Annotated in this window: 12 protein-coding genes; 5 read left to right on the forward strand and 7 right to left on the reverse strand. The window is 35.3% G+C overall.

The genetic code is table 11. The features are described from left to right. Nucleotides 1-2: 2 nt before the first annotated feature. From HMPREF9225_RS09460 to HMPREF9225_RS09485, 6 genes are all read right to left on the reverse strand, one after another. Nucleotides 3-470, reverse strand: a complete 468-nt coding sequence (locus HMPREF9225_RS09460; RefSeq protein WP_023059731.1) for a V-type ATP synthase subunit K — start codon at nt 468-470, stop codon at nt 3-5. Between the two features lies 1 nt (nt 471). Next, nucleotides 472-2,427, reverse strand: a complete 1,956-nt coding sequence (locus HMPREF9225_RS09465) for a V-type ATP synthase subunit I (RefSeq protein WP_008902731.1) — start codon at nt 2,425-2,427, stop codon at nt 472-474. Then, entirely contained in the window at nt 2,414-2,734 is a 321-nt protein-coding gene (ahaH, locus tag HMPREF9225_RS09470; protein ID WP_023059678.1) for an ATP synthase archaeal subunit H, read from the reverse strand. Before ahaH ends, HMPREF9225_RS09465 begins: the two co-directional genes overlap by 14 nt. A 316-nt stretch (nt 2,735-3,050) precedes the next feature. Next, nucleotides 3,051-4,733: an FAD-dependent oxidoreductase gene (locus HMPREF9225_RS09475; RefSeq protein ID WP_008902733.1), complete on the reverse strand. Its 1,683-nt coding sequence runs from the start codon at nt 4,731-4,733 to the stop codon at nt 3,051-3,053. Beyond that, complete coding sequence (locus HMPREF9225_RS09905) at nt 4,730-6,373, reverse strand: MutS-related protein (protein ID WP_008902734.1); 1,644 nt, start codon at nt 6,371-6,373, stop codon at nt 4,730-4,732. Before HMPREF9225_RS09905 ends, HMPREF9225_RS09475 begins: the two co-directional genes overlap by 4 nt. Nucleotides 6,374-6,379: 6 nt before the next feature. Then, nucleotides 6,380-7,945, reverse strand: coding sequence for an S-layer homology domain-containing protein (locus HMPREF9225_RS09485; RefSeq protein ID WP_008902735.1), 1,566 nt, complete (start codon nt 7,943-7,945; stop codon nt 6,380-6,382). Nucleotides 7,946-8,197: 252 nt separating this feature from the next. Between HMPREF9225_RS09485 and HMPREF9225_RS09490 the strand changes: the two genes are divergently transcribed. The 5 genes from HMPREF9225_RS09490 to HMPREF9225_RS09510 all read left to right on the forward strand — a co-directional run bounded on the left by HMPREF9225_RS09490 (nt 8,198) and on the right by HMPREF9225_RS09510 (nt 12,739). Next, nucleotides 8,198-8,584: a GntR family transcriptional regulator gene (locus HMPREF9225_RS09490; RefSeq protein ID WP_008902736.1), complete on the forward strand. Its 387-nt coding sequence runs from the start codon at nt 8,198-8,200 to the stop codon at nt 8,582-8,584. Further along, nucleotides 8,568-9,425: an ATP-binding cassette domain-containing protein gene (locus HMPREF9225_RS09495; protein ID WP_008902737.1), complete on the forward strand. Its 858-nt coding sequence runs from the start codon at nt 8,568-8,570 to the stop codon at nt 9,423-9,425. Before HMPREF9225_RS09490 ends, HMPREF9225_RS09495 begins: the two co-directional genes overlap by 17 nt. Next, on the forward strand, nt 9,422-10,642 hold the full coding sequence (locus HMPREF9225_RS09500) for an ABC superfamily ATP-binding cassette transporter permease subunit (RefSeq protein WP_008902738.1): 1,221 nt from the start codon (nt 9,422-9,424) through the stop codon (nt 10,640-10,642). The genes HMPREF9225_RS09495 and HMPREF9225_RS09500 overlap by 4 nt, the downstream gene beginning before the upstream one ends. Before the next feature lie 10 nt (nt 10,643-10,652). After that, nucleotides 10,653-11,069, forward strand: a complete 417-nt coding sequence (locus HMPREF9225_RS09505; protein ID WP_008902739.1) for a hypothetical protein — start codon at nt 10,653-10,655, stop codon at nt 11,067-11,069. Nucleotides 11,070-11,401: 332 nt separating this feature from the next. After that, entirely contained in the window at nt 11,402-12,739 is a 1,338-nt protein-coding gene (locus tag HMPREF9225_RS09510) for a sodium-dependent transporter (protein WP_008902741.1), read from the forward strand. Between the two features lie 219 nt (nt 12,740-12,958). Here the strand turns inward: HMPREF9225_RS09510 and HMPREF9225_RS09515 are convergent, their stop codons facing one another. After that, a complete protein-coding gene (locus tag HMPREF9225_RS09515) occupies nt 12,959-14,665 on the reverse strand; it encodes a DUF4091 domain-containing protein (RefSeq protein ID WP_008902742.1) in 1,707 nt (568 codons plus the stop codon). Between the last annotated feature and the right edge of the window lie 98 nt (nt 14,666-14,763).

Raw genomic sequence — 14,763 nt, forward strand, 5'->3', positions numbered from 1 at the left:
TATTAGATACGAGTCATCATAAGGAATGAAACAGCAAATGCGATAATAGCATACATCTCAACCATTACTGCGTAGATGATACCTTTTGCTTGTTGTTCTTCGTTTTTAGCAAGGATATTGATACCTGCTACTGCTACTCTTGCTTGGCAAATAGCTGAATGATATCCAACTAATGCTACTGGAAGTGATGCAGCGATTAAAAGAAGACCACTTGAAAAACTCATATCTGGAGTAAGTCTCATCATCATAAATAGACCGATTACGAATCCATATAGACCTTGAGTACCTGGAAGAAGTTGAAGTACAAGTGACTTACCAAACTTTTCTGGTTCTTCGATTACTACTCCTGCAGCAGCTTCCCCTGCCATTCCTACACCTTTAGCTGATCCGATACCACTTACAAATACTGCTATAGCTACCGCTATACCGCCTAGGATCATTCCACCATTAGTTATAAAAAATTCTGACATTTTATTCCTCCCTAATATTAAAGTATTCTGATTTTGCAATCATTTCTTTAAATGGCCTTCCGCCACCTTCGTAAAATTTATTAAACATCTCTACATATGTTAGTCTTGCTGTGTGTACATATGCAGATAGGTATGAAAGAAAAGCATTGAATAGTTGGAAGATTACAAATATTATGATTCCAGCTATTATTCCAATTATTCCTCCACTAAATAACATTCTTACAATCATATTTACCGCTATGGCTATAAACGCTCCCGCTAGAGCTAGTGCCATAAGTCTTAAATATGAAACGAAATCACCAATATAGGATGTGATTCCATATGCTGAGTAAAGTCCCCAGCCAAGTTTTGCTCCTACTGAATCTTCAGTTCTTCCACCGGTTAATACTATTCCTATAAGTCCTAGAATCAGTGACCATTTACCGATGTTTGTAACTGTAGGGCTTAGTTTTAGAGCCATTGCTATTATAAATACGATAGCTCCTATGACAGCCATGTACCAAAATCCTACATCATATATTGCATCTAGGAATTTCTTATCTCTAATATTCATATAAGCTTTAATTCCCAGTGCGAAGAATAGGTGTATTCCACCTAGCAGTAGTGACATGCCTATCATCAAGTAGTAGTCCTCACTCGGATTTATAAGTGCCGGTAGTTTTACCGCATCTCCGAAGAATGATCCGAATATAAGTCCCCATATCATCGTACTTACTGATATATAGGAGATAAAACTTACCATTCTCTTGGTTGCTTCGTTAAGCTTCAAGAATTTTAGGGCAAGTCTGGTCATGATAAATACCAATAGACCGTATCCTGCATCCCCAATCATTATTCCACTGAATATAAAGTAAAACGGTGCGAATAATGGAGTTGGGTCGATTTCTCCATACTGTGGCATAGAGTACATCTCTGTCATCATTTCGAAGTTTTGAACTACCTTGTTGTTCTTTAATTTTATAGGTACATTCTTATCTTCTACACTAGCTTCTTCGTAGGTCCAATAGTAATCTCCATTGGTTACATTCTTTAGAAGCTCTTCTAATTCAGAAATACTTTCTGTAGGTACATAACCTTCAATTATATTTACTTTTTCTGTACTTACAAAATTGTTTTCTGCGATAAGCCTAATTCTTTTTTGTCTTAGATAGTCGTGTAGCACTCTGAAACCTTCTAAGTCTTTTGCGAATGCTTTTACACCATTTTCTACCTCATTAAGCTCATCTTCTTTTACTTTGATTTCTTCTTTTAATTTTGAAATCTCATCCCTTACATTTCCCTTAGTTTTAATATCTGTTTGAGAAAATGCGTGAAGTCTTATAAGCTCAGTTACTTCCTCTTCCGTCTTATCTTCGTTGTAGTAAATAACTATTCCATATGCCATCTTGTCTTTTAGGTCATATACTTTTAAGTCGGCAAACTCAATTTCACTTATATCTTTTCTAAAATCTTCTAAAAACTTTTCTGGGATATTTCCAGGGATTATCTTTACATCTTTGAATTTCTTCAGTTCATCTATTCTTAGCTCCACATCGGACCAAGGGCTTAGCTCATTTACTCTAGTCTTCATATTTTCTATTTCTTGAAGAACTTTGTTTTTTCTATCATCTAGAGCTTTTAATTCGGAAAATTTTTCTCTGAACGGAAATTCCCTAGCCTCTTCTTTTAACTCTGAAACGGTGTAGGTCTTTTGACCTTCCTTTAGAGATTCCATCATGCTAGGCTTTACTTCATATTTTTCCAAAAGATCTATCGCCCATTTGGAGTTGGTAATGGTTTCGTCAAGACCAACCAGCTCTTGCGGAATAGGAACCTTCTTTAAAAAGTCCTGATCTTCTTCTTTGATTTCAAGGTCATTGAAATTTACAAGATTTTGTCTTTGCAATGCCTTTAGAAGTTCATTGTTGTCTTTGGAGAGAATGAATAGATGAAATTTACTCATTTTAACTATTGCCATTACTCAACCTCTTTGCTATAAGATCAGCTACATCTTGTAAGGCATCTCTATTTGTGTGCCTTATTTTTTCGCAAGCCTTTCTTGAATTTTTAATAATCGGCTCGGCTTCTTTCTCTGCATAAGATTTAGCCTCTTTCATAATCTCTGTTCTCTTTTCATCTGCAGATTTAAGTATATTATTATATTCTTCTGTTGCCTTCTCTTTGGCTTCTTTTAATATCTTTTCCGCAGTTTCGTTAGCTTCTTCAATTATTTTTGAAGCGTTTTCTTCAGCAGACTTAACCTTACTAAGAGCATTATCTGTCACACCATCACCTCCATCTATCATAAATCCTAAATTGGAATTGAGATCTAAACAAAAGTATCTCAGTATTATTATAACATTTAAGGGACTTAAATTCTAAACATTATTGTACTAAACTCTATAATATTTTTGTGAAAATCTGTTTAACGGCTATACTCTAACGTTTGCCCAAAAATAATTTTAAAAGAATATTGAACAAAAACATAAAAGTCATATATAATTTTTATACTTTTAAAAATTCAAGATAATTTAATTAAATTTTTCCTAAAAAATAAAAGCAGAAAGTTATCCTCTCTGCTTTTGTCTTTTAAATTAAATTTTACTTGAAATTATACTTTGTAAATATCGGTTCCCTTTTTAATCTCAAATCGTCGAAGTATTCATAAAGTGAGAACCATAGGTAGGATCCTTGGATATTGTAGATATTATTGTATCCATTTTCTCTTAAGAATGTGTAGGCGTAGTAGGATCTTTGTGATGATCTGCAGTGAAGATATACTGGCACATCTTTAGGCACTTCTTCGATTCTATCTCTAATCTCTGTTAGAGGTATATTGTGGGCGCCTTTTATATGACCATTTTCAAATTCATTCTTCTCTCTTACGTCTACAATATACGCTCCTTCTTCATAGAGAGATCTTAAGTCCTTCATGGTTACGCATCTTACATCGCCATTTAAAATATTTTGTCCAACCATTGCTGCTAGATGTACAGCATCCTTTGGAGGCGCGAAGTATGGGGCGTAGGCATGTTCATATTCATATAGATCTTCTAATTTTCCATTCATCTTTATATATGCAGCAACTACGTCTATTCTCTTGTCCACTGTTCCTCTTCCAGCTGCTTGTGCTCCCAACAATTTTCCTTCTTCGTCGAAGATTAGTTTCATAAATATTGGATTTGCTCCTCCTATTATGCCTACCTTGTCCATTGGGATTACATAGGAAGTTTTGTATTCTATATTGTTATCTTTTAATTTCTTTTCGTTTAATCCTGTGCAGGCGATGTTTAAATCAAACACTCTTACCGCACTGCTTCCAATTACTGAAACCGGTTTTGATTTTCTGCCTGCTAGATGATCTGCAAGGGCTCTAGCTTGTTTCTGCGCTGGACCTGCAAGTTCGAGGTTTGTAAGACCGCCAAGCATGAAGTCTTCTTTCTTAACTACGTCTCCAACTGCATACACATCTTTTAAGCTGGTTTCGTAGGTGTCACTTATTTCTAAGTATCCTCTGTCATCCACCTTTGCTCCTGCAACTTCTAGGATTTTTGAAGTAGGTCTTACTCCTATGGCTAGGACTACTGCATCGGTTTTTATTCTATTTCCAGATTTTAAGATTACTTCTTTTTCTGTGATTTCTGATACTGGGTCTTCTAAATATAGATCTACTCCGTTGTCATGAATTTCTTTGTGGATAATGGTTGCAATTTCATAGTCCACTGGAGCCATCACTTGGTTTGTAGCCTCAACTATGCTCACTTCAAAGCCAGCTCTCTTTAGATTTTCCATAACTTCTAGACCGATAAATCCTCCGCCTATTACAGTTACTTTTTTCTTTTCATTTTCTCTTAAGAAGTTGTCTAGTTTCACCACATCTGGCACTGTCTTAACGGTAAACACATGCGGTAGGTCCACTCCCTTTATAAATGAAGGCACGATTGCCTCTGCTCCAGTAGCTACCACTAATTTGTCATAGTCTTCTGTGTAGGTCTTGCCATCCGATTTTATTTCAATCTTCTTTTCTTCAGGGAAGACTTTTGTAACTTCGCTATTTACTTCTACATCTATATTAAATCTAGTCTTGAAACTTTCTGGACTATTTAATAATAAATTTTCGTAAGATTTTACATCTCTACTTAAAAAGTTTGGGATTGCACAGTTTGAATAGGATGGATATGGTCCTTTTTCAAATATTTTTATCTCTACTTCGTCATTTAATCTTCTTAGTCTAGTAGCTGTCGATGCTCCTGCTGCTACCGCTCCAATTATGATTACTTTCATCTTTCCTCCGATCTTTCTCTAGCCTTTTTAGTGATTATTTCTGGATAGTCATACATTTCTAGAATTCTTATGGCATTTCTTGTTGCAGCTCTGCCCTCTTTAAGTTTGTAGTCAAATTTTATTTCGTCTTTTGTAACTACTTCTTCAAAATGATAATTAGAGAAATCTTTTTCAAGTATGGTGGTCAGTTCTATATCGTGGGTGGCCGCTACTACAAACCCCTGCTTGGACAAATATTCCAAGGTGGAGCTTGCCGCAGATATTCTATCTATTGTATTTGTACCCTTAAATACCTCATCCAAAAGATATATGTTTCCAGGGTTATCTATCATCTTCTTTATGGTCTTTGCCTCTGCCATAAAGTAGCTGGTCTTCTCTTCTATGGAATCTTTGATGTCGATGCTTGTAAAGATATCTGTGTCCGTGGTTTTAAATTTCTTCGCCACCACAAATCCAAGAGTCTTAGCCATTAGGTGATTTATTCCAATGGTTCTTAAGAATGTACTCTTACCTGATGCGTTGGACCCTGTTAGAAGGATGTCCTTTGTAAATTTAAAAGTATTTCCCACAGATTCTTCCTGGTCTTTCAAATATATAATCGGGTTGTGAAGTTCTTCTCCTTCGATAGAGATATCTTCCGTCTTATCTGCAACATCAGCTTTGCATACTAAATCAAGATTGTAGTATAGGTTTGAGAGTGCAATCTCATTATCTATATCTCCTAAAATAAAGTATAATTTGCACAAATTTTCCTTATTTTCATTTACCAAATCCTTGATACTTAAAAATAGCATCGCCTCGTGAAGAGTTACAGTGCTTATAAGTTCATAGAAAATATCCGTATCCAGACCAACCTTGTTGTAGAATGATCCAGTCTTTCTATTTATTTTCTTCAAGAGAGTTTTGTAATCTCTTAATCTTTCTATACTTTCTAGTTCCAAGTCCGTCTTTAGGACGTCCATTCCAAGTTTTGAAAACTTGCCAAGCATGGTTAACATCTTGGATGCACCTTGGGTTTTCTTGGAGATATCCTTGGTGATTATGGCATTCGTAGCAAGTATTAAGGTAATTCCTGACAAAAAAGATATCTTACTTACAAAGAATAATCCCAACACAAGTGCCGCAATAAGCGGATAAAATTTTACATATAGTTCAAAGCTAAATTTCGCTTCGATTCCATTTTTTAAAAGTGTGAATAGTTCCTTGTTTTTTATCTCTCCAAAGGAAAGAAACTTCGCCATAAGACTTATGGTTTCTTCCTCTTTTTCTCTAATATATCTCAAAGTGTCGAGGTCCTTTAAGATAGGGCGTGCTTCTCTAGTCCTCACATAGAGGCTCGATGCTCCCATTGTGGACATGGAATAATCGATTCTTTTTATATAGTCAAGGAGATTTAAGTCATAAAAGGTGGTGCTGTCCACCTTGAAATCAAAATCTAGAAGTTCCTGCGCTTTCATGACTATGTCGTAATCCCTCTTGATATCTAGCTTTTCGCTGCGACCGATAAAAGCTCTACTTTCTATATATTTTTCAAAATTCTTTTCTTTAAAATAGTTAATTATCTTTAAAATTATATACAGTCCTACAAATAGAAGGACCATAATCGTCAGGTCATAGTATTTTAATAGTAAGTCTTTCATATTTAATTAATTTCCAGTTGCTTCCAATATTTCATAATATGCCCAATGCTTCTTCTTCAAATCTTTAAATGGATTATTTCCATATTTATTTAAAAATTCTACATTTGGATTTCTTCTAAGTGCTCTGTTGATTATAGTAGCTGCTTCCCCTCTTTTGATCTTAGCTTCTGGATGGAATTTGCCATCGAGACTTCCTGTCAATATTCCCCTGTCTTTAAGGGTGTTTATTGCATCGAAAGCATAGTAACCAGGCTTAACATCGCTGAAACTTTGTTTTGTGAAATTTTCGTTGTATCCTAAATAGCGATATACAATCATGGCAAACTCTGCTCTTTTAAGTTGTTTTTCCGGTTTGAAGGTCTTGTCGTCGTAGCCTGAAATGACTCCATTTTTTTCGCAAAAACCTATAGCTTCTGCATACCACATCTTTTGAGGAACATCTTTAAAAGTTGAGTAGATAGATGTAGGTGCTTCTCCATTTATGATCTTTGCAAAGATAAATGCTCCTTGACCTCTTGTCATGTAGGATTCTACTTTGAAAATATCTTTTTCAATTCCAGTCATGTATGGAGTTCTAAGTTCTTTTATTACATCATCCAAATCTCTAATAGCTTTTCCAATTTCATCCGGAGTTGCTTCTGACTTTATCTCTAAATACTTTCCAGTGGCTAAAGCCGCTTGGAATTTAAGTAAACTTTCCATTCCAAGCCCTTTAGTTTCCAAAGTTTCTGCAAACTTCAAGTAGTCTTGTAGTTCTTCCTTGGTATTTAAGTTTCCTCTATTATTTTCTACTTTAGTTTCCACCTTTTTATCTGGAACTATATTAGATTTTTCAACTACGATTGCAACTTCTGCATTTTGTTCTTTTCCAGAAACGGTGTAGATTGATTTAAATATTATATTTTGTGCTGCCTTAATAGTTGGTAGCTTCATGGTGAATGATCCGTTGTCATCGGCTACTACCTCTCCAATGGATTTGCCATTTAAAGTAGCGTTTATCTTTGCCTTTGGATTTGCCTTACCATTTGCATTTGCATCTCCTTCCTTAATAGGATTTACGGAAAGAGTTGCCTGGGTGCTTGGAGTTTGAGCGACGAAACTTTGCTGATCTGTGTTTTCGCTTCCGTCCATTCCGACTGAAGTTAGAATTACAGAATTTTTAAGTCCGTCCACCTTTCCAATATCTGATTTAAGTACGCAGTCCAGTGGAATTTTAATTAGCTCTGTACTTCCAATTGAATCTATATTCATAACAGCAAGTGTAATTAGAGATTGGCTGTCATTTTTTACCTTGGTGGTCTTAAGCTCAATGGAGTCCTTCTTTTCAGTTGCACCTACTAATGAACTGGATTTCACGTCCAAGTTTTCATCTATAAGCACAGTTACTACGAAGGATTTGTATGCCTTTTTAGCTTCATTTGGAACTTTTATGTTGATTGAGTATTTTAAATTGTCTCCTCTCTTCGCTTGTAGCATGGTAGGAGTTTCTAAAAATACTTGTATGTCATCCTTTGCATAAGCGTTTGTAAAAATAATTAATGCCATCAAAAATATTGTAAGTAGCCTTTTCATATAATCACCTCTAGTTTAATTATACCAAAAAATCTAGTTAATTATGTACTTTTATAATTGAATACAGCTTTAAAATATAAATTTAAAGCAAAATAAAAAATTTTTTAGATGCGATTAAAAATATTTTTAAAAATTTTAAAAAATAGATTGCAATGTGTGACATCACATGGTACACTTTAGATAGTGTATGGAGTGAGTGCACACATTCCAAATTTATTAAAAATTACACTTAAATAAAAGGAGGTAGAAGATTTGTTTAATATCAATTTAAAAAGTTCAGTCCCGATCTACAAACAAATAGTCGACTCCATTAGAGATTCCATAGTCAAGGGCATGTTTCTTGAAGGAGATAAACTTCCTTCAGTTAGAGAGATGGCAAAACTTCTCCTTGTCAATGAATCCACAGTTCAAAGAGCTTATAGAGAGCTGGAAAGTATGGGAGTCATAAAGACGATAGTAGGCAGAGGAACATTTATCGAGTTCGATAAATCTAGAGAACTTTTGGAAAAGGAAAATGTGAAGCGTAAGATAGCAAGTGTTTTTAAAGAAGCTATCTACCACGAATTAAGCTTAGAAGATATAGAAGAAATCTATAGAAATGTAGAAAAGGAGGCAGAGTCTAATGCTACAAATAAATGATATTCACAAAAGCTATGGCGAAAAACATGTTTTAAACGGCATTAGTTTCTCCGTAGAAAAAGGAAAAGTTACATCCCTAATAGGAAGAAATGGTTCTGGCAAGACCACCATGCTTGAGATTCTATCCAGAATAATTTCGCAAGATGGCGGATTTATATCCATTGACGACAAAAAAATCGACGAAGATATAACTCTTCAACAAAACATCGCGTTTCTTCCAGACAGATTCGATCTATTTAAATATTCAAACGCACTAAGGATTATGGAATTTTATGAAATTATCTATCCTCACTTCGATAGAGAATTCGTAAAGACAGAGCTTACAAAATTAAGAATCAGTCCGAAGATGGATGTGAGAAATCTCTCAAAAGGTCAAAGCGCCCTACTCGGACTTGTAATCATCCTTGCAACGGGAGCAGATTATATACTACTAGATGAAATCCTAGACGGAATCGACGTTGTAAATAGAAGAAAGGTCATCGAATATGTACTAGACGCAACAGCAGCAGGACGAGCAGTACTAATCTCTTCCCACTCACTAGATGAACTAGAATCCATCTCCGACACAGCAATATATATCTCTCTAGATGGAAGTCTCCAAGCAGTGGACCAAAGTCTAAATCTAAATAAATTCCAAATAGTTTTAAAGGAAACACTAAAGGAAGAAGACAGAGAAAAACTATTTATCACCGGAGAAATCGGAAGAGTTATAACCATTCTCACAGAAGATTCTTTTGAAGAAGTACAAAAGAAATTAAAGACAGAAATCATCCAACACGACATCATCCCTGTAAAATACAAAGATGTCTTCTACTATGAAAGCATAAAGGAGGATAGATGATGAAAGGATTAGATAAAGTTTTAAAAATTTTATATAAAAAATACAGCCTACTCTTCGCAGTAATATTTATAGGAACAATATTTCTACAATTTTCAACAGTTAAATATGAATATAGAGTTATTAGCGAAGACTTGGCATCAAGTGTAATAAAGGTAGAAAAATTTAATAATGGAACCTTTGTAAAAGAGCAAGATGATTACGTAGACTATCCAGTCCTACAAGAAAGACTAAAGAAACCATTTACCAAAGAAGATATAAAAATGGTAGCAGACTACGGGAAAAAAGTTGGCTTAGACAGAGCAGAAAACAATTCAGAATCCTATAGATATGGTGGATCAATAGTTGAATATAATCTTGCCAGAGTCCTTGACTACGACAAAGGCTTAATCTCAGGAAGCAAAATTCTAAGCATGAACTTACTACCACTTATAATTCTTGCGGTAGTAGTGGCATTCCTTTTAAGTTCAGAATTTATGACCACATTCTATAAATTTATGCGCCAAGTGCCGGTAAAAAGAGAAGGAGTCTACGTGGCAAAGGTAATCTTTGGAATAGTAAGTCTATTAGCATATATCTTACTAAGTCTAGGAATCAACTATCTCCTACTTAAAAACACACCTTTTGGAAATATCCTAACCTTTAGCGGTAATGGTAATGTTTTAGGTAAGAATATACTCAAGATGATTGCAGCGTTCCTCGGAGCATTTGGAGTTGGAACAGTCTCAGGAAATATAGTTGGCTTCTTCGGCATGCTCATCATCACATTTGGAGGAAAAATACTTCAAGAACTATACCTTAGATTCTACCAAGTATTCTTCAATACAGACTCAATTACCTTCTCGGATCTAAATAATTTTGAAAAGATGATGGAAAAAAATCCAATCTATTCAATAGTAAATAGCGCAAACACCATACTAGATGGTAAATATATTTTAAATATAGTATTTCTATGCGTCCTATACTTCCTAATCGGACTAATAGTAACCAAATTAAACGACGGCTCAAGAACCACCAAGTGTATCGTTCTAAAAGGAGTATCAAAAGTTGTCATGGCGATAGCAGTATTTACGACAGTATGCGCATCAACCCTACTAATTAATGGAATCTTTGGATCAGGATCAGGAGTAGGAATGTTAATGTATCCATTCGCAGCATTTATGCTATTTGTAAGTTATAAATTCTACAAAATGTTATTCGAAGTAAATATCGGATTCTAAGGAGGATATAATGAAAAATTTCAGAAAGATTTTAGCCCTGACTATGGTGCTAGTTCTTATAATTTCAACTGGATGCCAGAAGAAATCCCTCTATGAAGAAAGACTGGAAGGATCACTATTCACATCATACCGAGGACTAATCTACTTTGACAAGGACCATATCTTCGTACAAATGTACACAGATTTGCAACATGTACCGGAAGAAGAAAGAGAAAAAGAAATAGAAAAGATGCGTAAAGAAGGAACACTTACAGGAGAGCTCACCTCTTCCTTTAACGAAGAAATAAAATCTGAAAATCCAGTGCTAGAAGAAGACGGAACCATAAAAAGCGACTCACTTCCAGATTTAAAGATTGACGAAAACGGACACATCGTCTTTAGGGACATAGACTTTGTCTTTAAAGTTAGAGATGAAAATAAAAAATAAAAAGAATTAAAATTATAATTAAAATTAGGATGGAAAAATTCCATCCTTTTTTATATTCTTTTGTAAAAGTGCTTAACCAGAAACAATTACGACAAAATAATCTTACGGTAAATAATCTGAGTTCTATTTAATATATATTAAAATAATGTATCGTTAATAATATTTATGTCCCGCGCTCTACGTAGAGCATGTAATTTTAAATTTTATTTTAGTCTATTAAGATTTAAAAAACTAATTTATTTAAGCCTTGACAATAATTTTTTAAAAGCTTATGATAATATTTAAGTTTATCGAGTCAAAGCAATAAAGTATTTTAAGGAGAATTAATTTCAATGAAAAATAATAAATTTACCTCAACCTGGGGTTTTATTTTAACTACCGTAGGTTCTGCGGTGGGAATGGCGAACGTGTGGGGGTTTCCATACAAACTTGCAGCTAATGGCGGCGGAGCGTTTTTATTAGTATATCTATTTTTTATAGCAATTTTTGCCTACTTCGGTCTGTCTGCTGAGTATGCTGTGGGAAGATATTCCGAAACTGGAACCCTCGGTTCTTACGAAAAGGCTTGGTCCCATGTGAAACTTTCAAAACTTGGAAAAGCTATTGGCATCTTGCCACTTCTAGGATCTATCTGTATAGCCATCGGCTACGCGGTTATAATTTCCTATGTTTTGAAATCTCTATTCCAAAGTTTGACTGGAAGTCTTATGACCATCGATGCTGACACATGGTTTAAATCTTTTTCAAGCACCAATTTCAGCGTGGTACATTTCCATTTCATAGTTATAGTCATCACTTTACTTACCTGTGTAAGTGGCGCTCACTCAATTGAAAAGGCAAACAAAATCATGATGCCACTATTCTTTGTGCTATTCGTCATCCTTGCGATTAGAGTTGCATTTTTACCTAATGCTTTTTCTGGATATAAATTTATGTTCACTCCAGATTGGAAGATGCTTCTTGATCCAAAGGTGCTCGTTAGCGCCATGGGACAGGCGTTCTTCTCCCTATCCATCACCGGAAGTGGGATGATTGTCTGCGGTGCATATTTAAACAAGGCCGAGGACATCATGGGCGGCGCGAAACAGACGGCAATCTTTGATACTATCGCAGCTACTGTTGCTGCACTTGTTATGATTCCTGCACTATTTTCATTTAGCGAAAATCCTGAAGGCGGTCCTGGACTTTTGTTCGTGACACTTCCAAAGATTTTACAAAATATGGTGGGCGGCAGAATTTTTGCCATCGCCCTCTACCTTGCAGTGTTATTCGGTGGGATTTCTTCGCTACAAAATATGTTTGAAGTTGTCTGCGAGTCAATCCTTCATACTTTCAAAAGTCTAAATCGAAAGACTGTCCTTGTTTTCATCGGTCTTGTGGCATTTATTCCAGGAATTTTTATGGAGCCAATAGGCGGAGTGCCTGGTGCGATCCTCGGTGGATGGGGACCTTGGATGGATCTTGTGTCCATATACATCATTCCAATGGGAGCGACCCTCGGTGCCTTTTCTTGGTTCTGGATCATGGATAGAGATGCTCTTATCGGCGAAATAAATATTGGAAGCAAGAAAACTTACACCAAGACTTGGTACTACCTCGGCAAATTTATATATGTACCAATGGCGATGATCCTATGTTTTATAGCTCTGTACTATAAGATTGCATTTTGATCTAATCAAAATTAAAAAAGTTTTATGAATAAAAATTTTTTAAACTAAAGAAAATAATAAAACTGTCAAGATCTTCCTTGGCAGTTTTTTGTCCATGAAAAAACCGGCGACTTTGCACCGGCTTTTAAATGGATTTTATGAAAAATTTTTTAAATTTTTAAACTTTGTAATTAAATGGTTAAAATTAATCGCCACATTATGCAGCTGCCGAGAAAATATTTACGAATTTAAAATCTTGTTAAGTTCGTAGTTTACTCTGTTTCTAGTTCTAATTAGATATGCATCACTCTTTGGATATTCATAGAAAGTTATCGGTTCTCTTAAGTCTCTTTCCAAAATATCTAGCACATACTCTTTAGAAGTGAGTCTTTCCAAATAAGATAGGGCTCTTTCATCATAGAAGGCTTGAGAAAGTACCTTTGACCTTATGGAAGGCTCTGGAACTCCTCCTCTGCCCGGATATACTAAAAACGCATCCCCTGCAGGGAATCCATCGTCAGCGTCGGTAACTTTGTAAGGGTCAATCTTCTTATAAGATAGAACTGAGTTGTAGAAATTGTATCCCCAGTGCAAGAATCCACTTATGTGAAACTTGTACATTTGAATTCCAAAAATTCTATTTCTAGCAGAAGGCATGGACATAAATCTATTGGCAACTTCTGTAAATTGTCCAACACAGTAGTAGGTCCACAACTCATCTAAATCATCGTCTAAAAAGTCATGTATGACAGACGATGCAGCTACTGGTAGTTCTATCAAACCTTTTTTAAAAAAATCATAGTGGGCAACCGCTTCAAAAGTTTTAAGATCCTTAAATAAATCATTCACAGACATATAAGCCTCTTTATAGGACTTAATATGCTCTTCTCTAGGCACATCTGAAATATGGAAGTAGGTTTTGTCCAGAACTCCCCATTCTTTTAAATGAGCGACCAAATCAGGAATGAACTTTTCCAAGAACTTGGTGTACTCTCCCACTGATGGAGTGTCCCAACCAAATATTTTCTTCTTCTTTCCATCTACTGTAGCCACGATATTTGGCGCAAACTTGGCACCCCATTGGCTAAAGATATGGGATATTTCAAAGTATTCGATGCCCTTTGATCTAACTAAATCTATCCATTTTTTTAAATTGTCGTAATTAAAATAGTACTTGCCGTCCTTAACTTCAATTTCTACAAGTTGAACATTGGTCCTTTCCTTTCCCACTTGAGTATCAAGGGTGTAGGTAAATATAGGTGTTAGCACCATGTTGCAACCCATGGAAGCGTAATGATTAAGGAAGTTTGAAATAATCTTCCAGTGTCTATCGGAGAATACTTTTACCTTGTAGTAGTCAGCCAAACAGTCGAGATAGAACCATTCCGTATGAATAATCTCTTGCTTTGGAAGTTTCACATCGTAAATCTCCACACTGGTTTTACATTTGGCAAACACTTCTCCCCTAGCCTTGTTAGCTTCCGCTTGACCCATGCTCTCGCCGAGGGAAATAAGGCTTATTTCAATAGGATATTTTCCAGCTAGTATAGAATCATCCACTTCGATGTCAATCCAAAGGCTTGACCACAGACCGGATCTAATCTTAACCACGCCGTCCTTTGGAAGAGGTTTAAGTAGATCTGGATAAAGTCCTGGAGTCGTCCTCAAATAATTGTCATCGACGATGGTCATTGCAGCTCTAGTCACTGGAACAGACTCAACTGTATATACTTTAATATTATCTTTGATAGGTGATTTGATCTCTACCTTCGCAAGTTGTCTAAAAGGAATGTTTGAAGAGTATGCAACTTGAAAAGAGATAACTTCACCTTTTAGTCCAGTAATATTTAAAGTTTCAATATCATAAACGGGCTTTTCATCCAAAAATACTTTTTTCAGAGAAGAAACCGGAATCATTTCATATATAATTTCGCCTACATCTATCATAAAAAACTCCTAATTGATTAATTCAAAAATCTTTTTTATTAACTTAATGGTAGCACAAAATCAGTTTAAAGTAAATTTAATATCAAAATATATTAATT

The sequence above is a fragment of the Peptoniphilus duerdenii ATCC BAA-1640 genome (assembly GCF_000146345.1).
Taxonomy (GTDB): Bacteria; Bacillota; Clostridia; order Tissierellales; family Peptoniphilaceae; genus Peptoniphilus_B; species Peptoniphilus_B duerdenii.

Bases quoted from the DNA above. Each gene is read 5' to 3' on its own strand.
- HMPREF9225_RS09510 (WP_008902741.1), top strand. From the start codon at position 11,402: ATGAAAAATAATAAATTTACCTCAACCTGGGGTTTTATTTTAACTACC.
- HMPREF9225_RS09515 (WP_008902742.1), bottom strand. From the start codon at position 14,665: ATGATAGATGTAGGCGAAATTATATATGAAATGATTCCGGTTTCTTCT.
- HMPREF9225_RS09500 (WP_008902738.1), top strand. From the start codon at position 9,422: ATGATGAAAGGATTAGATAAAGTTTTAAAAATTTTATATAAAAAATAC.
- HMPREF9225_RS09475 (WP_008902733.1), bottom strand. From the start codon at position 4,733: ATGAAAGTAATCATAATTGGAGCGGTAGCAGCAGGAGCATCGACAGCT.
- HMPREF9225_RS09905 (WP_008902734.1), bottom strand. From the start codon at position 6,373: ATGAAAGACTTACTATTAAAATACTATGACCTGACGATTATGGTCCTT.
- HMPREF9225_RS09460 (WP_023059731.1), bottom strand. From the start codon at position 470: ATGTCAGAATTTTTTATAACTAATGGTGGAATGATCCTAGGCGGTATA.
- HMPREF9225_RS09505 (WP_008902739.1), top strand. From the start codon at position 10,653: ATGAAAAATTTCAGAAAGATTTTAGCCCTGACTATGGTGCTAGTTCTT.
- HMPREF9225_RS09495 (WP_008902737.1), top strand. From the start codon at position 8,568: ATGCTACAAATAAATGATATTCACAAAAGCTATGGCGAAAAACATGTT.
- HMPREF9225_RS09485 (WP_008902735.1), bottom strand. From the start codon at position 7,945: ATGAAAAGGCTACTTACAATATTTTTGATGGCATTAATTATTTTTACA.
- HMPREF9225_RS09465 (WP_008902731.1), bottom strand. From the start codon at position 2,427: ATGGCAATAGTTAAAATGAGTAAATTTCATCTATTCATTCTCTCCAAA.